Raw genomic sequence first — 20,281 nt, 5'->3', positions numbered from 1 at the left:
ACAGTCTGCATGTAAATGGCATTAACATACAGGCTGAATGTATGCAACAGGGATCTGCTCGTCGCTCCAACCGTGATCGCACCGCGGCGACGCGCGCCGAGCTCATCGCCGCGGCTCGCAAACTGTTCACCGACAAATCCTATGCCGAGACCGGCACACCAGAGATCGTCGCCGCTGCCGGCGTCACGCGCGGCGCGCTCTATCATCACTTTGCCGACAAGCAGGCATTGTTTGCCGCTGTGGTCGAACAGGAGGCGCAAGCCGTCTCGGAAGAGATCGAACGCGCGTCGCCGCCTTCGCTATTTGCCCGCGATGCGCTGATTGCCGGCTCGGATGCCTATCTTGCCGCCATGCGTGCCCCTGGCCGCACGCGGCTCTTGCTGCTTGATGGCCCGGCCGTGCTCGGCCGCGCCGCCATGGATGCGATTGACAACCGCCATGGCAATCGTTCGCTGCGCGAGGGCCTTGTTGCCGCGATGCGCTCGCATTCCATGACGAGACTGCCTGTAGAAGCACTGACCGCTTTGCTCGCCGCCGCCTTCGACCGCGCAGCACTCGCCATTGAAGCTGGAGCATCGATCGAGGACTATCGCGCCGTTCTCATGGCGCTGATCGACGGCCTGTCTCCGGCTCCTCCGCAGGCATCTCACCCGGCTCGAACTCGTTGAAGCAGCCGAGCTGGCGCTTGAACTGGTCGATCAGCCAGGCGGCCGCCGGTTTCGGGCTACGATCGGCGCGGTGCATGGCATAGAGCGGCGAGCGGACTTCGCTGTAAGGCTCGAGATCGAGTTCGACAAGCCGGCCGTTCGCCAGATCATCGGCAATCAGCCATCGCGGCAGCCCGCCCCAGCCCAGCCCCTCGCGCATCAGCACGTGCTTGGTGCGCACATCCGTCAGCCGCCAGGTGCGGTAGGCGAAGACGCCATAGTCACGCCCGCGCGTACGCTCGGACTGATCCGAGACGACCAGTTGGATATGTTCGCGGACATCCTCTAGTGCCACTGGTCCCGGCAGCAGCGCGAGCGGGTGATCAGGCGCTGCGGCTGGCACCAGGGAGATGAAGCCGATGCGAAGCAGATTCACGTCCGTCTCACCCAGAAGCCCCCCGATGCCGAGATCGGCCTGTCCGCCGACAACATGATCGAGGATCAGGCCAAGCGAGCCGATATGCAGACGCAGCGCCACTGCCGGGAACTGCGCCTCGAATGCCTTTAGCACCCGAACCAGCACCGGCGACGGTAGCGTCACATCGACCGACAGCGTAACTTCCGCCTCCAATCCCTGCCGGTATCCGTCGACACGCGAGCGGATGCGTTGCAGCACGCCGACCATGCGTCGCGCATCTTCCAACGTCGCCTTGCCGACATCGGTCAGTTGCGGTTCACGCGTGCCCTCGCGCTCGAACAGCTTCAGCCCGAGCTGCGCTTCGAGGTTGGCGATGGCGTAGCTGATCACCGATTGCGCGCGGTTCAATTTGCGCCCGGCGGCCGAGAAGCTGCCGGTCTCGGCCACCGCAACCAGGATCTGCAGTTGGTCAAGCGTCGGGTTCGGTTGCATCGTTCAATCCACAATTTAGATGGATAATATACAAAATATACCAGTTTTTCAAATGGGTCTGCGCACACATATTTGCCGGGAGATTTTGATCCAACCCTGGAGACCCCATTATGTCTATCCTTCTTGTCACATCGAGCCCGCGCGGCGCTGCCTCACACTCGACCCGTATTGCTACTGAATTCGCTGAAAAGCTTGTTGCCGCCGATCCGTCGAACACGCTTGTCGTGCGCGACCTCGTCGCCAATCCGTTGCCGCACATCGATGCCGATTATGCGACCGGCATCTACACGCCGGCCGAAGCGCGCACCTCGCGCCAGGCTGAAGTCGTTGGCGTTTCCGATGTCGTGCTGGATGAACTGTTCGCCGCCGATACGGTGATTCTCGCCACCGGCTTCATCAACTTCAACATCTCCTCGACGCTGAAGTCCTGGGTCGATCACATTGCCCGTTCCGGCAGGAGCTTTGCCTATGGCGAGAACGGCCCTAAGGGCCTCGTCACCGGCAAAAAGGTCTATGTCGTGCTGGCTTCGGGCGGCATCTATTCCGAAGGTGCGGCCGTGCAGTTCGATCACGCCATTCCCTACCTGCGCAGCGTGCTCGGCTTCCTCGGCATGACCGATGTCGAGGTCATCCGCATTGAAGGAGTCGGGATGGGCGCCGATGCGGTGGGAGCAGCGCTGGCCAAGGCCTCGGCCAAGGTCGACGCCATTGTGGCCGCGACCGGTAATGCCGAGCGTGTCGCCATCGCGGCGTAAAGCGTCAGCAGCGTCTGAATTGTACAAGGGCAGGCGCCCGGCGCCTGTCCTTGTTTCTCGTTAGCGACAGCCTGTGGTGGGCCACACAACCGCCATTGGTTATTCCGCTTGTCTGCGCTATCGGTCGCGGATGTTCCTGTCTGTTGCCACAACGCACCGTCCGGCCACCGATCTCGGTTTCTTGCTGCACAAGCATCCGGATCGTCTGCACGAGACCGACCTGTCTTTCGGCAAGGCTTGGCTGTTCTATCCCGAGGCAAACGAAGACCGTTGCGAGGCTGCACTCCTGCTCGACGTCGACCCGGTGGGGCTGGTGCGGGGGAAGGGCCTGGCGGAAGGCTTGCTCGACCAATATGTGAACGACCGGCCTTACGCTGCATCATCCTTCCTGTCGGTGGCGCTGAACAAAATGCTGCGGACGGCGACGACCGGTATATCGAAGGAGCGCCAGGAACTAGCCGACAGCGAACTGCCGCTGGAAGCCGTGGTTACGCCACTGCCAATGCGCGGCGGTGAGGTTCTGGTTCGAAGTTTGTTCGAATCCTTGGGCTGGACAGTCGATCTGACGCCAATCGAAGGAATCGGGGGTGCTGCAGGCGAGCCCCGATATGGCCATCTGAAGCTGACCGGCACGGGCCGGCTCAGCGCCTTGTTGAATCACCTCTATGTGCTGATCCCGGTGATGGACGATGCCAAGCATTACTGGGTCGGCGAAGCAGAGATCGACAAGCTGCTGTCCAAGGGAGAGGGCTGGCTGGAAAACCATCCGGCCAAAGACCTGATCGTGCGGCGCTATCTTGGCAATCGCAGGGCTTTGGCCCGCATCGCCCTGGAGCGGCTGGCTCCCGAGACGGCCGGCGAGGCAGAACCTGCCGAGCGGCGCGTTACGCCCGAGGAAGCGCTGGAGACGCCGATCCGGCTCAACGATCTGCGCATGGAAGCTGTGGTCCAGGCCATCCGGACGACGGGAGCAGCCTCGGTTGCGGACTTGGGATGCGGCGAAGGCAAGCTGCTCGATCGGCTTGTGCGCGAGCGATGGGTTCATAAGCTGTTCGGGCTGGATCCGGCGGTACGCGAACTGGAATGGGCTGCAAAGCGTCTCAAGCTGAACGAATTCGGCGGGCCGCCCGAGGGCCGGGTCACGCTGCTGCATGGATCGCTGACCTACCGGGACAGCCGCTGGGCCGCAGCCGATGTCGCCGTTCTGGTCGAGGTCATCGAGCATCTCGACGAGGACAGGCTGCCCCTGGTCGAACGCATCGTTTTCGGTGAGACGGCGCCCAAATCCGTCATCGTGACCACTCCGAATGCGGACTACAACGCTCTGTTTCCAAGACTGGTCCCTGGCGCATTTCGCCATCCCGATCACCGTTTCGAATGGAGCCGGGCTCAGTTCCAAGCCTGGGCGGCCAAAATCGGCGAGATCTATGGCTATTCGGCCACCTTCAGCGGTATCGGAGCCGAGGACCCGACCCTCGGCGCCCCCACACAGATGGCGGTGTTCACTCGATGAGAGAACCCGACAAGACCAACCTCACCATTCCTGACTTCGCCCTCGTCGTGCTGATCGGCTCGACCGGATCGGGCAAGTCGACTTTCGCCGCCAAGCATTTCCTGACGACCGAGATTATTTCCTCAGACCAGTGCCGGGCGCTGATCTCCGACGACGAAACCGACCAGGACGTCTCTGCGGATGCCTTCGATCTGGTTCGCGAAATAGCCGACAAACGGCTTAAACACCGCAGACTAGCCGTCATCGACGCCACCAATGTGCGAGCCGCCGACCGCAAGGCCTGGATTGAGCTGGCGCGCAAGTGGCACGCTTTGCCCGTCGCCGTGGTCCTCGATCCAGGCGTCGAGGTGTGCGTCGCCCGCAATGCGGTGCGAGCCGACCGGCCGTTTGGCGCCGGGGTCGTCCAGCGCATGACAACCGAGATCCGCAAGGGTCTTGGCGGCCTGCAACGCGAGGGCTTCCGCCAGGTCTGGAAGCTTACCAGCGAGGCCGGCATCGACGCTGCCGAGGTGTCGCGACAGCCGCTGTGGACCGACAAGCGCGACGACCATGGCCCGTTCGACATCATTGGCGACATCCACGGCTGTTCAGATGAGCTTCATATCCTGCTCGCTCGATTGGGCTACAGCATCGCCTGGTCCGAGCATCAGGGCGACCGAACGGTCACCGTGGTTCCACCAGAGGGCCGCAAGATCGTCTTTGTCGGCGACCTCGTCGATCGCGGCCCCAACTCGCCCGACGTACTGCGCATCGCCATGAGCATGGTCGCGGCTGGAACGGCTTACTGTGTCCAGGGCAACCATGAACGCAAACTCAGCCGCTGGCTAGAAGGCCGCAAGGTCACGGTCGCCCACGGCCTCCAGCAGACTATCGACCAGCTAAGTGCACAGGACCGAGGCTTGCGCGAGGCGCTGCCCGCCTTTCTGGACGGCCTGCGCAGCCATGTCTGGCTCGATGGCGGAGGCCTCGCTGTCGCCCATGCCGGCCTCAAGGAAGAGATGATCGGACGCGGTTCCGGCGCCGTGCGCGAGTTCGCTCTGTATGGCGAGACCACAGGCGAGACCGACGAGTTCGGGCTGCCCGTCCGCGCCGACTGGGCCGCGGCCTATCGTGGCAAGACGGCCATTATCTATGGACATACGCCCACGCTATCGGCTGAATGGGTCAACAACACCCTGTGCATCGACACCGGATGCGTATTCGGCGGCAAGCTGACGGCCTTGCGCTGGCCGGAACGCGAACTGGTCGAGGTGCCGGCAATCCAGACCTGGTCGGAGCCGATACGTCCGCTGGGCGGGCTCGGTCAGGACAAATCGGCGCAGGCCGACGCCGACGGCGTGCTCGATTATCAGGACGTCTCCGGTCGCCGTTGGATCGAGACCGGACTGAGGGGCCGGATTGTCGTGGCCGAGGAGAACGCGTCGGCGGCACTGGAGGTGATGAGCCGCTTCGCGCTCTCGCCGCAATGGCTGGTCTATCTGCCGCCGACCATGTCGCCGTCCGAGACCAGCAGCCAGGACGGCTGGCTGGAACGTCCGGAGGATGCCTTCGCTTATTTCCGCGAGCGTGGCGTTGCCCAGGTCGTGTGCGAGGAGAAGCACATGGGTTCCCGGGCACTGATCGCGCTCTGCCGGAACGCGCAGGCGGCACGCAGCCGCTTCGGAATCCCGGGCGACGAAACCGGCGCAATCTGGACCCGCACCGGACGCTCCTTTTTCAACGACAGTGCCATGACGGAGGACCTGCTCGCCCGTCTTCGCACTGAGGTCGACGCGGCGGACCTGTGGAAGCAATTGAACAGCGACTGGCTGCTGCTGGACGCCGAGATAATGCCTTGGTCAGCCAAGGCCGGCAGTCTGATCGAAAGCCAATATGCGCCGGTGGCGATATCTTCTGCCGCCGGATTCAAAGCCAGCCGTGAGGCGCTGGCCCGTGCGATGGCGCGCGGCGTCGATGCAGCCGGCCTGAACGCACGCCTTGAAGACCGTGCCGCCCGCGCAGCCAAATACGCCACCGCCTGGGCGCCCTACGTATGGCCAGTTTCGGGCGTCGAGGACCTTAAGGCCGCGCCTTTCCACCTGCTGGCCAGCGAGGGCCGTGTCTGGTTCGACCAGGACCATGTCTGGCACATGTCGCTCGCGGACCGTCTGGCTGCCCGTGGCGGCGTGGTCACGCCGACTCGATGGCGTATGGTTGATCTGGCCAACGGCAGCGCGTGTGCCGAGGCCGTCGCCTGGTGGGAGGCGCTGACTGGCTCGGGCGGCGAAGGCATGGTGGTCAAACCACGCGACTTCGTCAGCCGTGGCAAGAAGGGGCTCATCCAGCCGGCGCTGAAGGTCCGCGGCCCGGAATATTTGCGCATCATCTATGGTCCCGAATATGATGCGCCCGACAATCTCGTCCGCCTCCGAGAACGCGGCCTGGCCGGCAAGCGCAGCCTGGCGCTCAGAGAATTCGCGCTTGGTCACGAAGCGCTAACGCGATTTGTCGCCAGGCAGCCGCTTCGCCGGGTTCACGAGTGTGTCTTCGGCGTGCTGGCGTTGGAAAGCGAGCCAATCGACCCAAGGCTGTAGTAGCCGATCTACCCGAAGATCTTCTCGCCTTGCTCATCGACCAGCTGGATGCCCTTTTTGATCGAGATGTCGACAGCGTCATCAAGCCCGGCGAAGCGGTCGGCGCGGATGAATTTGTGCTCCTTCATCACGCCGTCGATCTCCTTTGAAACCACGCCGCAGGTCTGGTACTGGCCCTCCGCCTTGTAGGGCGTGGCGCTGATCAAAAATCCCTTGTGCTCGATCTGCTTTGCCGGTGCCGCTGTCTTTGGCTCGGCGGCTTCGTTGCCTCCGCCAAAAAGACGCTTCAGAAAAGACATGGGGTATCCTCCAACGGCAATCGTCCTGCACCACATAGCGCGGTGCAGGATGATTTTCAGTACCGGTCCTTGGCCGAGCGGGCAAGGGCCGCAACTGGCATGGCGGCCAGAGGTCAGTCGCGCGACAACGCTTCCAAGGCCTCTGCGGCAGCTTCCAATATGCTGATTGCCTCGGTCTGCTTTGCTTCAGGTGCATCGACGATTTCGCCGAGCGCGGCGCGCAGCCGGTGGCGCACGGCGCGAAACTCGTCGCGCTTTTCCGAGCGGCCGCGGCCGCGCCGGCCACCGTCGCCGTCATCGTTCCAGCCGAACCAGTCGCGCGCCTTAGCCATCTTGCGGCCGAAGCGCTCGAGATGGTCGAGCACGTGGTCGATCATCTCGCGATTTTCGTTGAGGTGCGCCTGCCCTGCCTCGGTGATCGAAAACACCTTCTTGTTGCCTTCCGCCGCAGAAACGGCATAGCCGGCCTCTTCCAGGAAGGTCAGCGTCGGGTAGACCACGCCGGGGCTCGGGCTGTAGAAGCCGCTGGTGCGCTCCTCCAGCGCCTTGATGATGTCGTAGCCGTGCCGCGGCGCCTCGGCCAGCAGCGACAGCGTGATCAGCTTGAGGTCGCCGTCGGCCAGCATGCGCCCGGCGCGGAACATGTCGCCCGGCCCGCCGCGTCCGCCGCCTCTCATGCCATTCCCGAACGGTCTGAAGCCGCCGCGTCCGCCGAACTTGCCGGCCATATGCATGAAAACGCGCTCGGCGTGTTCGCCGAAACGATGACGCCCGAAATGATTGCCTTTGTGCATCGTCTGCTCCTTGAGTTATGTCTTAAGATATATCTCAATTAGACATCCACAGCGACCCAGTCAAGATATATCTTACGATGTATCTGGAAATAGCGCCCGGCAGGATTGATTTTCGCCGGCAAGCGCGGCTAGGAAGCGCGTGAGGGCCGAACACCACTCCGTAAGCGTCTGACGTGAAGCAACGCATCCACCCCCGGTCGTTCCGGGCAGTTACGCCGAAGACCGGCGAATGGATGCCAGGCGACGGACCGGATGCTTCAGGGAAAATCCCAGATGATTGTGAAAAACCTCGCGCAGAAAGCTGCCAGCGCACTATGCCGCCATCGTCAGCCCGCTGGTGCTGTCGTTGCTAATGACGTTCATCGTGTCGTTTATCTCGACGCTGAAAAGCCTTGGCTTCCAGCCCGATCTGCCGGCCACATGGCTGACGGCCTGGGCCCTGTCCTGGCTGGTGGCATTTCCGACGCTGCTGCTGGTGCTGCCGGCGGTGCGCCACATCGTTGGCTGGCTTTGCGAGCCGGCGGCTCAATAGCGGCCCATGCGAAGGCCCGGAAACAATCTCCGGGCCTTTGCCAAGTGAACGTGCACCGTTACCAGCGGCCTTCACGCCGATTCCAGGCGTAGAGCAGATCGGCGAAACGATCATAGGCATAGCGCGTCAAAGGCAGTGCGGCAGGATTGCCGAACAGCGTCGCCAACCAGCCCTCGCCCGGCGTTATCAGCCACACCGCAACGGCAACATCGGCGCCGACCAGCAATTTGCCACCGGCGTCGGTCGCATGCAGCCGGCGCCGGATATCCTCCAGCCTTATGCCGTAGCGGGCCAGCGCCGTCGGTTCGGCATTGATGTCGCGAAATTCGATCCGCCCGGCCTTGACTGCCTCGATCAGCCGCCGCTTCTGCCGGCTGATACCGGCATCACAGACCGGACAGCGCGTATTATACCAGACGGTCAGCAGCGGCTTGCTCATGTTTCGAACCAGAGGGACGCGCACCGACTATCCGGCAAACGCCATTGCGCCGCAACGCAACACGAAACCCGCGAAATGGCCAGCCAGGCCTGGAGCGCAACTTACCCGAGCGAGGTGATGATCTCGCGATAGGCATCCTCCGGGAAAGCCTTGAGAGTCCGCGTCCTGACGTTTCCGCCCGCCGCCAGCATCAGCGAGAAGCGAGCCAGGACGGCATCGTCGGGCGCTTCGAGCACGGCCACCATGTCGCAATCCCCCATGGTGAGATAAAATGCCTTGAAGGACCCGCCCATGTCTCCCAGCAGCTTCTTGGCGGCATCGAGCCGCTTCGGCGACTCGCGCACGTTTTTGGCGCCTTGGTCCGTCCAGTTGATCAGCACGATGTAAGTTGTCATGGCACACCTCCCTCCGGTGCCGCGGAGCACGGCGTCCAACCGCCGGGGCGGGCATCCGGGTTTGTCGCCCAGAGAATGCGTCCGTCGCGGAATTATCCTCTCGTAGGGCACGACCCGCAAGAGCGGCGCGTCCAATCGTGATCGCCTATGCCAAAACGGAAAAGGGCGCCACCGGCGCCCTTTGAACTGCTTATCCGTCACCGGCCTCAACTGTCCAGGAAGCTGCGCAGCTTGCGCGAGCGGCTCGGGTGCTTGAGCTTGCGCAGCGCCTTGGCTTCGATCTGACGGATGCGCTCGCGGGTGACCGAGAACTGCTGGCCGACCTCTTCAAGCGTGTGGTCGGTGTTCATGCCGATGCCGAAGCGCATTCTGAGCACGCGCTCTTCGCGCGGCGTCAGCGAGGCCAATACGCGCGTCGTCGTCTCGCGCAAATTGGCCTGGATCGCTGCGTCGATCGGCAGGATCGCCATCTTGTCCTCGATGAAATCGCCGAGATGCGAATCCTCCTCGTCGCCGACCGGCGTTTCGAGCGAGATCGGCTCCTTGGCGATCTTCAGCACCTTGCGCACTTTTTCCAGCGGCATGGCGAGCTTTTCCGCCAGTTCTTCCGGCGTCGGCTCACGGCCGATCTCATGCAGCATCTGGCGCGAGGTGCGCACGATCTTGTTGATCGTTTCGATCATGTGCACCGGAATGCGGATGGTGCGCGCCTGGTCGGCGATCGAACGGGTGATCGCCTGCCGGATCCACCATGTCGCGTACGTCGAGAACTTGTAGCCGCGGCGGTATTCGAATTTGTCGACCGCCTTCATCAGGCCGATATTGCCTTCCTGGATCAGGTCGAGGAACTGCAGGCCGCGATTGGTGTATTTCTTGGCGATGGAGATGACGAGGCGCAGATTGGCCTCGACCATTTCCTTCTTGGCGATTGCGGCTTCGCGCTCGCCCTTCTGTACCTGGTTGACGATCTTGCGGAATTCCTGGATCGAAATCGCCGTCTCGGTGGCGAGGTTCTGGATCTCGGCGCGCAGGTCGCGGATGGCGTCCTTCTCGTTCTTGGTGAATTCCTTCCAGCCGCGCGAGGTCAAATTGCCGATCGAGCGGGTCCAGTTCGGATCGAGCTCCGAGCCCTGATATTCCCTGAGGAATTCCTCGCGGCGCACGCCATAGCTTTCGGCCAGCCTGAGCAGCTTGCCTTCGTTCTGCACCAGGCGCTTGTTGATGTCGTAGAGCTGCTCGACCAGCGCCTCGATGCGCGCCGTGTTCAAGGACAGCGACTTCACCGCCTTGATCAGCTGGTCCTTCAGCTCCTTCAGCCGGCGGTCCTGGCTGGGCGACAGCGTGCCGGCGGCGGCCAGCCGGTTCTCGACCTGCTGGTCCTGCAGCTTGCGCAGTTTCTTGTAGGTGTCGGCAATGACGTCGAGCGTCTCCATCACCTGCGGGCGCAGTTCCGCTTCCATCGCCGCCAGCGACAGGCTCGCCTCGTCATCGTCTTCTTCGTCGTCGTCCACCAGGCCACGGGTGTCGCCGCCGACATTGGTGATGTCGTCCTCGTCCTCGCGCGAACGGCGCGACTTTTCCTCGGTCTTGGCTTCCTCGATACGCTCGACAACCGGCGCCTGCTTGGCCTCCGGCCCGGCATAGGTCGCCTCGAGGTCGATGATCTCGCGCAGCAGGATCTTCGATTCGTTGAGCTCGTCACGCCAGATGATGATGGCCTGGAAAGTCAGCGGGCTTTCGCACAGGCCCGCGATCATCGTCTCGCGGCCGGCCTCGATGCGCTTGGCGATCGCGATTTCGCCCTCGCGCGACAGAAGCTCGACCGAGCCCATCTCGCGCAGATACATGCGGACCGGATCGTCGGTGCGGTCGGTCGGCTCTTTCTTGGTCGTGGTGGCGGCGACGGCGGTGCCGGTCTGCTCGGCCAGCTCGTTGGCATCTTCCTCGGCATCAGCGGCGGTATCGGCGGCTTCGGGCTCCTCGCCCTGCTCGTCGTCCTCGACCACATTGATGCCCATGTCGGAAAGCATGGCCATCGTGTCCTCGATCTGCTCGGAAGTCACTTCCTCCGAGGGCAGCACCGAATTCAGCTCGTCCATGGTGACATAGCCGCGCTTCTTGGCGGCCTTGATCATCTTCTTGACAGCATCGTCGGAAAGGTCGAGCAGAGGGCCATCAGTCGCGGCCTCGCGTTCGGTCTCGACTTCTTCCTTTTCTTTTGTCGCCATAGTCTTTATTTTCTCCAAGCGGCTGAGTATCAAAGCCGCGTAAGCTGCCGGTCCGGTCAAATTGGATGCGCTCCTTCCAGAACGCGCTTTACCGGGCCAGTAACTGCATCTCTCGTTAAGTCCAGATTAACCCTGATATCTGTGGCAAGCTGACTGCCTGTCCAGTGATCAGTACCTTACATCGCTGCATTCCCGTCGATGCCGGGGCGGGTTAACGTTTCGAATCGACCTGATTCCGCCATTCTGTCGGAAGGTCAAGCGCCTCTCGCATGATTCGCATGAAAAAAGCGAATCAATTACCCGACTTAGAGCACCGCACGCTTGATTCAACGCGCAAGCACGTCCTTACATTTCAGTCTTCTGGAGGCTTCGATCTAAACGCGCCCAGCTCTGCCCGACGATACGCCAAACCCTTCGATCAGCGCTTCCGTTGCCTGCACATCACGAAATTGCGCCTGGATTTCGACCAGGTGCCGGTAATTTTCGTCCGTGGGATCGCTGGCGAGCGCTGCTTCCGCCTGCTTCAGCTCCTTATGTAAGGTGCGCGCGCTGCGCTGCAAGTGGAGAGCTTGGCTGAACGCATCGCGAGCATCGTCGAGTGCTGCCGTTTCCAGGGCCGGCCATTGCCGCGCACGTTTGATCAGCGCCACCGCGCGCTGCCATATCTCACCGCAGCCAGCCCGCTCGATCGTCGCGATCACTGCGTTGCGGTCGTTTGCCATATCATGCGCCATGGCGTCGAGGATGGACGCATGCAGCCGCTTCAGATCGGAGTTGGCGAGATCGAGGAACTCGACATGGGCGAAATTCTCGTCGATCAGCACGGGATGGTTGACGAGGGCCGCAATGATCGTCGCCTCGCGCACCGACATGCCCTCGCTACCGCGTTTGACCAGCGCCGAGCGGCCGAGGCTTTCGGTGATCGCGGTGCGCCCACCGGCATTGCCGCCGCGCGCAAACTGTCCGCCCGGTGCGGAGACCCTGCCCGGGAAGCGCTCACCTGGCCGTCCGTCCTGACGTCCCTGGCGTCCGCGCTGGGCCCCGAAGAAGCTCTGTACCCGCTCGCGCATTTCCTGTTGGTAGTGATAGCGAAGGCTCTCGTCGCGGATGCGGCTGGTCAGTTCGCGCAGTGTCTTTTCGAGCTCCGCCCGCCGTTCCGGCGTGTCGAAGATGCCGCCGGCGGTCTCGCGCATCCACAAGAGGTCGGCCAGCGGCCGTGCCTCGGAAAGCACGGCCCGGAACGCATCCGGTCCATCACCCTTGACCAGATCGTCGGGATCCTTGCCCTCCGGTAGCAGGGCGAAGCGCACGGAGCGGCCAGCCTGGACCGTCGGCAGCGCCATGTCGGCGGCGCGCCACGCTGCCTTCAACCCGGCGTGGTCGCCGTCGAAGCACAGCACCGGCTCGCCGGCCATGCGCCATAGAAGTTCGAGCTGGTTTTCGGTCAGCGCAGTGCCGAGCGGCGCCACGACATTCTCGAAGCCGGCCTGCGCCAGCGCGATCACATCCATGTAGCCTTCGACGGCAATGACGGTGCCGCCCTTGGCCAGCGCTTTGCGAGCGCGGGCGAAATTGTAGAGCACGTTGCCCTTGTGGAAGAGCTCCGTATCGGGCGAGTTCATGTATTTGGCCAGCGCATCCGGCGCCAGCGCCCGCCCCCCGAAGGCGATGATCTTGCCCCTGGAATCCGGGATCGGGAACATGATGCGGTCGCGGAACCAATCGTAGGAAACCGGGACGTCGTCGCCATGGCGCACCAGCCCGCACGCCTCGATGTCGGTCTTGGGGACACCCTTGGCGGCAAGGTGCTCCTTCAGCGTGTTGCGGCTGTCCGCGGCATAGCCGAGGCGGAAGGACTGCTGCGTCGCCGGTGTCAGCCCCCGGTCGCGCAGGTAGGCGCGGGCCTTTGCCCCTTCCGGTCCCTGCAGCCGCTCCTGGAAGAACACCGTCGCCATCTCCATGACATCGGTCAGGCTGGCGCGTTCCTTTTCGCGCCGCTCCTCCTGGGCATCGCGAACCGGCATCGGCACGCCGGCCATGTCGGCGATCTTCTCGACTGCCTCTGGAAAGCTCATCCCATCGAGTTCGGTCAAGAACTTGAAATGATCGCCCGAAACTGAGCAGCCGAAACAGTGATAGCGGCCCTTCTTGTCCTCGCAATGGAAGGATGGGCTCTTCTCGCCATGGAACGGACAGCACGCCCAATAATCGCCTCGCGGCGCGTTGGTCTTCTTCCTGTCCCACGCGACGCGCTGGCCGATCACTGAAGAAATCGGTACGCGGTCGCGGATCTCGTCAAGGAAAGCAGGCGGAAAGCGCATTGGGGGACAGCTCGTTTGGCCTCCATATAATCACACGGGCGAAGTCCGACGACTCCTAATGGCGACCATACCCGGTTTTCACAGGCCAAAAAGAGAAGGCGGCCCGCGGGCCGCCTTCTCGATCTAAGCCGGCGCAGCGCCCGTCAGCCGTTCCGGGCTCACTGCGCGGCGATGGCGCCGAAGATCAGCCCGGAGAGAACGCTCACCAGCAGATAGTCGTTGCCGACCCGTATCCATTCCTGGCCGGGACCCGGACGGCGCAGGCCATAGTGGCGATAGTCGCGGATCGGCTGGTGACGTTTCCAGCTCGAATATCTCTGGCCGTTGCGCCAATGGCTGCGCTTCACCACGACCTTCTTCTTCACTATGACGCGCTTGTTCACGTCGACATGCTTGTTCACCTCGACATGCCTGCCGGGCTTTTGCCAGTCGACCTGGCTGTAGTTCGACTGCGGCGCGTTTGGTGTGTTCAGAGGTGCAGCCTGGCCCTGCAAGGTGGTTGCAGCCAGCATCGAGAAGGCAATGGCGGAAAGAACGATGCGTTTCATGGCGGGTACTCCTTGGTTGTCGATGCCTACGGAATAGAGCCGGAAGGATGAACCGAAACTGAACACACAGATTACGTTTTCGTAATGATTACTTATATTTAGGCCGCCTAATTGAGTACTACCTTTAAAGCGATCACTCCGCCTGGGCTGCGTGACCCTCCGCAGCCCAGCCGGCAATGCAACCATTTTGTCAGCCATCCATTTCCGACACGCCCCGTCGCGTGGCAACACTCGTCCAAGCCGGGCAAAATTTATTATTCGGCTAAAATAAATCGGAGTAACATCAACCTCTGCAATGTCCACGATTCGCGCCCACCTTTGCCCCTTTGACTTCACCGCGCCCGCGTCGCTGGCACCTGTCGCGTTGCGGGGCCTGGCATGAGTGGCTCCGTCGTTTTGCTGCACCTTGCCGGTGCGGTGGCACTAATGCTGTTTGCCACCCGTCTGGTGAAGACCGGCGTCGAGCGCGCCTATGGCGATGTGCTGCGCCACAAGCTGCGCGCCACCATGCGCAATCCGTTCATGGCGGTTCTGGCCGGCTGCGGCCTGGCGGTCGCACTGCAAAGCTCGACCGCCGTCACCTTGCTGGTCGGCTCATTCGCCGGCTCCGGTATTGTCAGCGGCATGTCGGGCCAGCTTGCGGTGCGCGGCGCCGAGATCGGCTCGGCGCTCGTGGTCAAGCTGCTTACCTTCGATCTGTCGCTGCTGGTGCCGGTCTGCCTGGTCGCCGGCACCGTCATGTTCATGGCCACCGAGCGGCGCGACTGGCGCCAGTTCGGCCGCATCCTGGTCGGCATCGGCCTGCTGCTTCTGTCGCTGGAGATGATCGGCCAGGCATCGGAGCCGCTGCGCCAGAGCACGCTGATGCCGCTCATCGTCGACTACTTCTCCGGCGATCCGGTCACCGCCTATCTTCTGGCGGCGTTGGTCACCTGGCTGTTCCATTCCTCGATCGCCGCGGTGCTGCTGATGGTGACGCTGGCCGGCCGCGGCTTCATCCCGCCCGAACTCGGTATCGTGCTGGTGCTCGGCGTCAATCTCGGCTCTTCGATCATCGCGCCGCTTCTAACCCGCAACGCAGAACCCGGCGTTCGTATCGTTCCGATCGGCAATCTCCTGATGCGCGGCATGGGTTCGCTGATCATGCTGATCCTGTTCCTGACGTTCAAGCCGCCGGTCGCCTTCTTGGGCAGCACCGTGCCGGAGCAGATCGTCAATGCCCACATCGTCTTCAACATCCTGATCCTGATCGCCGGCCTGCCGCTGGCGAGCCTGGTCTATCGCGCCTCGGAAAGAACCGTGGCGTTGGGCACCAAGCCGCAGCCCGCCAATGCGCTCGACGTCGTCGAGCTTTCGGCGCTCAACGAAAGTGCGCTCGACGTGCCCAGCCAGGCATTGGCCAACGCCACCCGCGAGGTGGTACGGGTCTGCGAGACGGTCGAGATCATGCTGAAACGGATCATCGAGCTCTATGAGAGCGCCGATGCCGACAAGATCGGCGCGCTGGCCGCACTCGACGACCGTGTCGACAGGAAGCACGCGGCGATCAAGCTCTATCTCGCCAAGGTCACCAAGAACCCGCTGAGCGAGGACGAGGCCCTGCGTTGCCAGGAGTTGATCGGCGCCTGCGTCAAGCTGGAGCAGGTCGGCGACATCATCGTGCGCAACATGCTGGTCCACGTGAAGAAGAAATTCGAGCGCGGACTGGAGTTCACGCCGGAAGGCTGGCGCGAGCTTTGCGCCTTCCATGCCCTGGTGCTTGCCAATGCCAGGCTAGCCTTCAACGTGCTGGTGTCCCGCGATCCGGAGACCGCTCGCCAGTTGGTGCTGGAAAAGGACCGGCTGCGCGACCGCGAGAAGGAAACCAGCCAGAGCCATTTCGTGCGGCTGCGCGACGGCACCGCCAAGAGTGTCGAGACCAGTTCCATCCATCTCGACACCATTCGCGACCTCAAGCAGATTAACTCGCTGCTCGCCTCGATGGCCTATCCCGTGCTTGAAGAGCGCGGCCTGCTCACCGGTTCGCGGCTGAAGGCTGGATAGATTGCATCCACAGGCCGGGTAGCTTCAGAACATCGCCTATGAAAATTGCTGTGGGCCAAGGCGCAAAAATTATCTTTGCGCCGCTTCCCGTCTGTCGGCTAAAGGGTCGTCCAATATCTACCGGGAGGAAAGTCGATGGACACCCATTCGCGCAGCTTCGCCAAAGCGCTTTCCTGGCGCATCACCGGTACCATCGACACGATGATCATTTCGCTCGTCGTGACCGGAAGCATCAAGCTCGCCGCGGCCATCGGCCTGACCGAGGTCGTCACCAAGTCGCTGCTCTACTATCTTCACGAGCGGGCGTGGCTGAAAATTCCCTATGGAAGGAAGGCAGCCGCCTAGCTCTTGTCTTAGCGGCGGGCGCCTGACCGGCGATCAAGAAAAGCTAAAGGCGGCGTCGACAATTTCTGGATTGCCCGCTGCCCTCATCCGTGGTTTGAGGCCACCTTATCCGAGGATCGCCTTTCCGCCATGCTCCCCCTCATTGCCCTGTTCATTGCCGCCTTCGCCTTCGGCACCACCGAATTCGTCATCGCCGGCGTGCTGCCGCAGATGGCCGGTGGCCTTGGCGTCGCGATCCCGACCGCCGGTTATCTCGTTTCCGGCTATGCCGGCGGCATTGCAGTCGGCGGCCCGCTGCTGGCGCTCGCCACCAAAAGGTTCTCCCGCAAGGCCCTGCTGCTTGGACTGACTGCAGCCTTCACCATCGGCCAGGCCGCCTGCGCGCTGGCGCCCGACTTCGCCTCGATGCTGCTGTTGCGGATAGCCGTGGCCGTGGCGCATGGCGCCTATTTCGGCGTTGCCATGGTGGTGGCCGTCGGCCTCGTGCGCGAAGACCAGCGCGGCATGGCGGTGGCGCTGATCCTGTCCGGCCTCACCGTATCGAATGTCATCGGCGTTCCGGCCGGCACGGCAATCGGCAACATCTGGGGATGGCGCGCGACATTCTGGGTGATGTGCGCTCTCGGCGTGGTGGCCTTCGCGGCAATCGGCGCCTTGCTGCCGCGCAAGACGGGATCGTCGAGCCCGTCAGCGAGCCTTGGCAGCGAGGTCCGCGTGCTCGCACGCCAGCAGGTCTGGACCTCGCTCATTATTATGCTGATGCTGATGATCGGCCAGTTCGGCCTGTTCACCTACATCACGCCGACGCTGCTCGAGATCACCGGCCTCGACGAGAAATGGGTACCTTGGGTGCTCCTGCTCAATGGGGTCGGCGCAACGATCGGCGTCTTCGTCGGCGGGCGGCTCGCCGACTGGAAGCTGATGCCGTCGCTTATCGCCATGCTTTTCCTGCAAGCGGCAATGCTCGCCTTGATCTACGCTGTCAGCCCTTACCCGCTGCCGATGGTGATAGCGATCTTCGTCTGGGGCGGCCTCAACTTTGCCATCGGCACGCCGATCCAGACCCGCATCCTGACCTGGACCGCGGACGCCTCCAACCTCGCCTCGTCACTCATTCCGTCGGGCTTCAATGTCGGCATCGCACTCGCCGCATCGCTTGGCGCAGCCATGCTCAATGCCGGCTATGGCTATCGTAGCCTGCCGGTGGTTGGCGCGATCGCCATGCTGGTCGCGGTCGCGGTTGCGCTTGCTTCGCATGTCTGGGAATGGCGAAGCCGGGCTGCGCCGCCGCTGCCGGCTGCCGCCGAATAGGGCTATAGATCAATCCGGTAGCGCAGGCTTTCCGCACCGCCGTAGGAAGCATCCTCGAAGAAACGCCCGACGATCCGGCCGCCATTGGCCAGAACGACCTTCTGCGAGGGCACATTGTGTGGCTTGCAGGTGATTTCGACGAAGGGCAGGCCAACCGCCCTCGCTTCCACCAGCATCAGCCGCAGCGCCTCGGTCGCATAGCCGCGTCCCCGTTTCCACGGCACCACCGCATAGCCGATGTGACCGAGCACGTGCGACGGCAGCGCCGCGGTGGCGGGTTGCCAGCGCAAGCCGATCGAGCCTGCGACTTCCTCGTCCCAGATCCAGCGCCGGAATCCGGGCAGCCGCGGCACCGTCGAACCGTCCGGCAAGGTGATCGGCGGTCCCTTGCCATCAGGATCGTCGAGATCGGCAAGGAAAGTCGCTGGATCCTTTTCTATAGCCGCAAGCTGCTCGCGCGTCGCGTCGAGCAGCCGCACATTGTCCGGCGACCAGCCGCGCTCGAGGGCCGCCTTGTAGGACGGCAGGTGTTCAAACGCCGGTTTGACGAGTTCGATCACGGGCGCGAGCTTTTGCCGGATTGCGGGCGCGACGGCAAGGCCCTTCCGCAGCTTACTGAAGCAGGCTCTTGACGATGCCGCTCGCCTTGGAAAAATCCATCTGCCCGGCATATTTCTCCTTGAGCGCCGCCATCACCTTGCCCATGTCCTTGACACCGCTGGCGCCGGTCTCGGCGATGGCGGAACGGACGGCGCTTTCCGTCTCGGCCTGGCCCAGTTGCGTCGGCAGGAAGTCGCGAATGATGGCCATCTCGTCGCGCTCCTGCGCTGCAAGCTCCGGTCGCTTGCCGTCATCGAAGGCCTTGGCCGATTCCTCGCGTTGCTTCACCATCTTGGCAAGGATCTGCAGGATTTCGTCGTCGCTGGCCGGCTCCTTGCCGGCGCCGCGATTGGCGATATCGCGATCATGAATGGCCGCCTGGATCAGCCGCAATGTCGGCAGCCGGCGCTTGTCCTGCGCCTTCATCGCGCTCTTCAGGGATTCGGCGATTTTTCCTCGCATGGTGCTTTCTCCTTCGAATGCGGCGGACAATAGTCATGCCGATAGCTCAAGGCAAACTCGATAGCGTCCGGCAAACCGCTGATATTATTCGACGAAATAAATCCAGGCTCGCACGGTGCGGCATCATTGACCGCCTTGGCGCCTTCCCCTATGTACTGGGCCTTGCATGAATTGAATTCTAGTGCACGTCGCCCAAAAGTGCGTAGCGGTTTTGGGCAACGACATGCACAAGTGAAAAGTTAGCGCGCCGAGGCTGTGAGATTGCCGCTTCGCGCCTTTTGTTGCGCCGATTGAGGGGCGCAGCCTTTAGGAGTGCCGCCATGGCAACGATGACCGCCGCATCGACCCCCCCTTGGGCCACCGAGAGGCCGACAGCCCTGCTGGTGCTGGCCGACGGCACCGTCATCGAGGGTCGCGGTCTGGGCGCCGCCGGCTCCGCCGTCGCCGAGGTCTGCTTCAACACTGCGCTGACCGGCTATCAGGAGATACTCACCGACCCGTCCTATGCCGGCCAGATCGTCACCTTCACCTTCCCGCATATCGGCAATATCGGCACCAATGACGAAGACATCGAGGACCTCAATCCGCTGGCCCGCGCCGGTGCCGTCGGCGCCGTGTTCAAGGCCGATGTCACCAACCCGTCGAATTACCGCGCCGGAACCGGTCTCGACCAGTGGCTGAAGAAGCGCGGCATCGTCGCACTTTCAGGCATCGACACGCGGGCGCTGACCGCGCTGATCCGCGAAAAGGGTATGCCCAACGCCGTCATCGCGCACGCGCCCGACGGTATCTTCGACGTCGATGACCTCAAGCGCCGCGCCGCCGCATGGTCGGGGCTCATCGGGCTTGATCTCGCCAAGGAGGTCACCTCCGGCCAGTCCTCGGTCTGGCGCGAGACGCCCTGGGTCTGGAACGAGGGCTTTGGCGAACAGGCCGATCCGTCGATGCACGTCGTTGCCGTCGACTACGGCGTCAAACGCAATATATTGCGCCTGCTGGCCGGCCTCGGCGCCAAGGTCACCGTGGTGCCGGCAAAAACCGGCGCCGAGGAGATCCTAGCGATGCGGCCCGACGGCATTTTTCTATCCAACGGCCCAGGCGATCCGGAAGCCACCGGTGACTACGCCGTTCCGGTCATCCAGGATCTGTTGAAGACCGAAATCCCGCTGTTCGGCATCTGCCTCGGCCACCAGATGCTGGCGCTGGCGCTGGGCGGCAAGACCGCAAAAATGCATCAGGGCCACCACGGCGCCAATCATCCCGTCAAGGACCACACCACCGGCAAGGTCGAGATCGTCTCGATGAACCATGGCTTTGCCGTCGACGCCGACTCGTTGCCGAGCGGTGTCGAGGAAACGCATGTCTCGTTGTTCGACGGTTCGAATTGCGGCATTGCGCTCACCGGCAGGCCAGTCTTCTCGGTCCAGCATCATCCCGAAGCCTCGCCCGGCCCGCAGGATTCGCACTATCTGTTTCGCCGCTTCGTCAATCTCATCCGCGAAAAGCGCGGCGAGCCGGCACTGGCCGAGCGTGTCTAGCGCATGCGTAACCAACGGATTTGACTGA

General features: G+C 62.9%; 19 protein-coding genes. 9 read left to right on the top strand and 10 right to left on the bottom strand.

Features of this window, described 5'->3' with window-relative positions; translation table 11 throughout:
- Positions 1 to 41 precede the first annotated feature (41 nt).
- Complete coding sequence (locus NKH21_RS17060) at positions 42 to 668, top strand: TetR/AcrR family transcriptional regulator (protein WP_352669674.1); 627 nt, start codon at positions 42 to 44, stop codon at positions 666 to 668.
- Here NKH21_RS17060 and NKH21_RS17055 read toward each other — a convergent pair.
- Positions 601 to 1,557, bottom strand: coding sequence for a LysR family transcriptional regulator (locus NKH21_RS17055; protein ID WP_352866305.1), 957 nt, complete (start codon positions 1,555 to 1,557; stop codon positions 601 to 603). The genes NKH21_RS17060 and NKH21_RS17055 overlap by 68 nt on opposite strands.
- A 110-nt stretch (positions 1,558 to 1,667) precedes the next feature.
- On the opposite strand from NKH21_RS17055, the gene NKH21_RS17050 reads away from it, so the two are divergent.
- The 3 genes from NKH21_RS17050 (at position 1,668) to NKH21_RS17040 (ending at position 6,398) form a co-directional block, all read left to right on the top strand.
- Positions 1,668 to 2,312 (top strand): FMN-dependent NADH-azoreductase, encoded by a 645-nt coding sequence (locus tag NKH21_RS17050; protein WP_352669673.1) that lies wholly within the window; start codon positions 1,668 to 1,670, stop codon positions 2,310 to 2,312.
- A gap of 130 nt (positions 2,313 to 2,442) precedes the next feature.
- Entirely contained in the window at positions 2,443 to 3,825 is a 1,383-nt protein-coding gene (locus NKH21_RS17045) for a 3' terminal RNA ribose 2'-O-methyltransferase Hen1 (protein ID WP_352669689.1), read from the top strand.
- Complete coding sequence (locus NKH21_RS17040) at positions 3,822 to 6,398, top strand: polynucleotide kinase-phosphatase (protein ID WP_352669672.1); 2,577 nt, start codon at positions 3,822 to 3,824, stop codon at positions 6,396 to 6,398. Before NKH21_RS17045 ends, NKH21_RS17040 begins: the two co-directional genes overlap by 4 nt.
- A gap of 8 nt (positions 6,399 to 6,406) precedes the next feature.
- Here the strand turns inward: NKH21_RS17040 and NKH21_RS17035 are convergent, their stop codons facing one another.
- Both NKH21_RS17035 and NKH21_RS17030 read right to left on the bottom strand, forming a co-directional pair.
- Positions 6,407 to 6,697: an HlyU family transcriptional regulator gene (locus NKH21_RS17035; RefSeq protein ID WP_023678291.1), complete on the bottom strand. Its 291-nt coding sequence runs from the start codon at positions 6,695 to 6,697 to the stop codon at positions 6,407 to 6,409.
- Between the two features lie 113 nt (positions 6,698 to 6,810).
- The gene (locus NKH21_RS17030; RefSeq protein ID WP_352669669.1) at positions 6,811 to 7,491 is read right to left on the bottom strand and encodes a PadR family transcriptional regulator; all 681 of its coding nucleotides are present in this window, start codon (positions 7,489 to 7,491) and stop codon (positions 6,811 to 6,813) included.
- 301 nt (positions 7,492 to 7,792) lie between these two features.
- On the opposite strand from NKH21_RS17030, the gene NKH21_RS17025 reads away from it, so the two are divergent.
- Positions 7,793 to 8,023 carry a DUF2798 domain-containing protein gene (locus NKH21_RS17025; RefSeq protein WP_352669686.1) on the top strand — a complete coding sequence of 77 codons (231 nt, stop codon included), beginning with the start codon at positions 7,793 to 7,795 and terminating at the stop codon, positions 8,021 to 8,023.
- A 58-nt stretch (positions 8,024 to 8,081) separates the two neighbouring features.
- On the opposite strand, the gene NKH21_RS17020 is transcribed toward NKH21_RS17025, so the two are convergent.
- From NKH21_RS17020 to NKH21_RS17000, 5 genes are all read right to left on the bottom strand, one after another.
- Entirely contained in the window at positions 8,082 to 8,462 is a 381-nt protein-coding gene (locus NKH21_RS17020) for a thiol-disulfide oxidoreductase DCC family protein (RefSeq protein ID WP_352669666.1), read from the bottom strand.
- A 101-nt stretch (positions 8,463 to 8,563) separates the two neighbouring features.
- Entirely contained in the window at positions 8,564 to 8,857 is a 294-nt protein-coding gene (locus NKH21_RS17015) for a GYD domain-containing protein (protein ID WP_352669663.1), read from the bottom strand.
- Positions 8,858 to 9,063: 206 nt separating this feature from the next.
- On the bottom strand, positions 9,064 to 11,085 hold the full coding sequence (rpoD, locus tag NKH21_RS17010; RefSeq protein ID WP_352466688.1) for an RNA polymerase sigma factor RpoD: 2,022 nt from the start codon (positions 11,083 to 11,085) through the stop codon (positions 9,064 to 9,066).
- Positions 11,086 to 11,459: 374 nt separating this feature from the next.
- Positions 11,460 to 13,406 (bottom strand): DNA primase, encoded by a 1,947-nt coding sequence (gene dnaG, locus NKH21_RS17005; protein ID WP_352669661.1) that lies wholly within the window; start codon positions 13,404 to 13,406, stop codon positions 11,460 to 11,462.
- 158 nt (positions 13,407 to 13,564) lie between these two features.
- A complete protein-coding gene (locus tag NKH21_RS17000) occupies positions 13,565 to 13,954 on the bottom strand; it encodes an RcnB family protein (protein ID WP_352669659.1) in 390 nt (129 codons plus the stop codon).
- 378 nt (positions 13,955 to 14,332) lie between these two features.
- On the opposite strand from NKH21_RS17000, the gene NKH21_RS16995 reads away from it, so the two are divergent.
- From NKH21_RS16995 to NKH21_RS16985, 3 genes are all read left to right on the top strand, one after another.
- Positions 14,333 to 15,997, top strand: coding sequence for a Na/Pi cotransporter family protein (locus tag NKH21_RS16995; RefSeq protein WP_352669657.1), 1,665 nt, complete (start codon positions 14,333 to 14,335; stop codon positions 15,995 to 15,997).
- Positions 15,998 to 16,132: 135 nt separating this feature from the next.
- Positions 16,133 to 16,342, top strand: coding sequence for a DUF2061 domain-containing protein (locus NKH21_RS16990; RefSeq protein WP_292658743.1), 210 nt, complete (start codon positions 16,133 to 16,135; stop codon positions 16,340 to 16,342).
- 129 nt (positions 16,343 to 16,471) lie between these two features.
- On the top strand, positions 16,472 to 17,653 hold the full coding sequence (locus NKH21_RS16985) for an MFS transporter (protein ID WP_352866296.1): 1,182 nt from the start codon (positions 16,472 to 16,474) through the stop codon (positions 17,651 to 17,653).
- Positions 17,654 to 17,655: 2 nt separating this feature from the next.
- Here NKH21_RS16985 and NKH21_RS16980 read toward each other — a convergent pair whose 3' ends face one another.
- Positions 17,656 to 18,213, bottom strand: a complete 558-nt coding sequence (locus NKH21_RS16980; RefSeq protein WP_352866293.1) for a GNAT family N-acetyltransferase — start codon at positions 18,211 to 18,213, stop codon at positions 17,656 to 17,658.
- Positions 18,214 to 18,265: 52 nt separating this feature from the next.
- Positions 18,266 to 18,715, bottom strand: coding sequence for a GatB/YqeY domain-containing protein (locus NKH21_RS16975; protein ID WP_023678304.1), 450 nt, complete (start codon positions 18,713 to 18,715; stop codon positions 18,266 to 18,268).
- A gap of 320 nt (positions 18,716 to 19,035) precedes the next feature.
- On the opposite strand from NKH21_RS16975, the gene carA reads away from it, so the two are divergent.
- On the top strand, positions 19,036 to 20,253 hold the full coding sequence (carA, locus tag NKH21_RS16970) for a glutamine-hydrolyzing carbamoyl-phosphate synthase small subunit (protein ID WP_352669649.1): 1,218 nt from the start codon (positions 19,036 to 19,038) through the stop codon (positions 20,251 to 20,253).
- The last annotated feature ends 28 nt before the right edge of the window (positions 20,254 to 20,281 follow it).

The sequence above is a fragment of the Mesorhizobium sp. M1329 genome (assembly GCF_040318035.1).
GTDB lineage: Bacteria > Pseudomonadota > Alphaproteobacteria > Rhizobiales > Rhizobiaceae > Mesorhizobium.
This window is presented reverse-complemented; position numbering and strand designations above follow the sequence as displayed.

Excerpts from the sequence above, each read along its gene's own strand:
- carA (WP_352669649.1), top strand. The coding sequence starts at position 19,036 with ATGGCAACGATGACCGCCGCATCGACCCCCCCTTGGGCCACCGAGAGG.
- NKH21_RS17035 (WP_023678291.1), bottom strand. The coding sequence starts at position 6,697 with ATGTCTTTTCTGAAGCGTCTTTTTGGCGGAGGCAACGAAGCCGCCGAG.
- NKH21_RS17000 (WP_352669659.1), bottom strand. The coding sequence starts at position 13,954 with ATGAAACGCATCGTTCTTTCCGCCATTGCCTTCTCGATGCTGGCTGCA.
- NKH21_RS17060 (WP_352669674.1), top strand. The coding sequence starts at position 42 with ATGCAACAGGGATCTGCTCGTCGCTCCAACCGTGATCGCACCGCGGCG.
- NKH21_RS17050 (WP_352669673.1), top strand. The coding sequence starts at position 1,668 with ATGTCTATCCTTCTTGTCACATCGAGCCCGCGCGGCGCTGCCTCACAC.
- dnaG (WP_352669661.1), bottom strand. The coding sequence starts at position 13,406 with ATGCGCTTTCCGCCTGCTTTCCTTGACGAGATCCGCGACCGCGTACCG.
- NKH21_RS16990 (WP_292658743.1), top strand. The coding sequence starts at position 16,133 with ATGGACACCCATTCGCGCAGCTTCGCCAAAGCGCTTTCCTGGCGCATC.
- NKH21_RS16975 (WP_023678304.1), bottom strand. The coding sequence starts at position 18,715 with ATGCGAGGAAAAATCGCCGAATCCCTGAAGAGCGCGATGAAGGCGCAG.
- rpoD (WP_352466688.1), bottom strand. The coding sequence starts at position 11,085 with ATGGCGACAAAAGAAAAGGAAGAAGTCGAGACCGAACGCGAGGCCGCG.
- NKH21_RS16985 (WP_352866296.1), top strand. The coding sequence starts at position 16,472 with ATGCTCCCCCTCATTGCCCTGTTCATTGCCGCCTTCGCCTTCGGCACC.
- NKH21_RS16995 (WP_352669657.1), top strand. The coding sequence starts at position 14,333 with ATGAGTGGCTCCGTCGTTTTGCTGCACCTTGCCGGTGCGGTGGCACTA.
- NKH21_RS17040 (WP_352669672.1), top strand. The coding sequence starts at position 3,822 with ATGAGAGAACCCGACAAGACCAACCTCACCATTCCTGACTTCGCCCTC.
- NKH21_RS17030 (WP_352669669.1), bottom strand. The coding sequence starts at position 7,491 with ATGCACAAAGGCAATCATTTCGGGCGTCATCGTTTCGGCGAACACGCC.
- NKH21_RS17020 (WP_352669666.1), bottom strand. The coding sequence starts at position 8,462 with ATGAGCAAGCCGCTGCTGACCGTCTGGTATAATACGCGCTGTCCGGTC.
- NKH21_RS17015 (WP_352669663.1), bottom strand. The coding sequence starts at position 8,857 with ATGACAACTTACATCGTGCTGATCAACTGGACGGACCAAGGCGCCAAA.
- NKH21_RS17045 (WP_352669689.1), top strand. The coding sequence starts at position 2,443 with ATGTTCCTGTCTGTTGCCACAACGCACCGTCCGGCCACCGATCTCGGT.
- NKH21_RS17055 (WP_352866305.1), bottom strand. The coding sequence starts at position 1,557 with ATGCAACCGAACCCGACGCTTGACCAACTGCAGATCCTGGTTGCGGTG.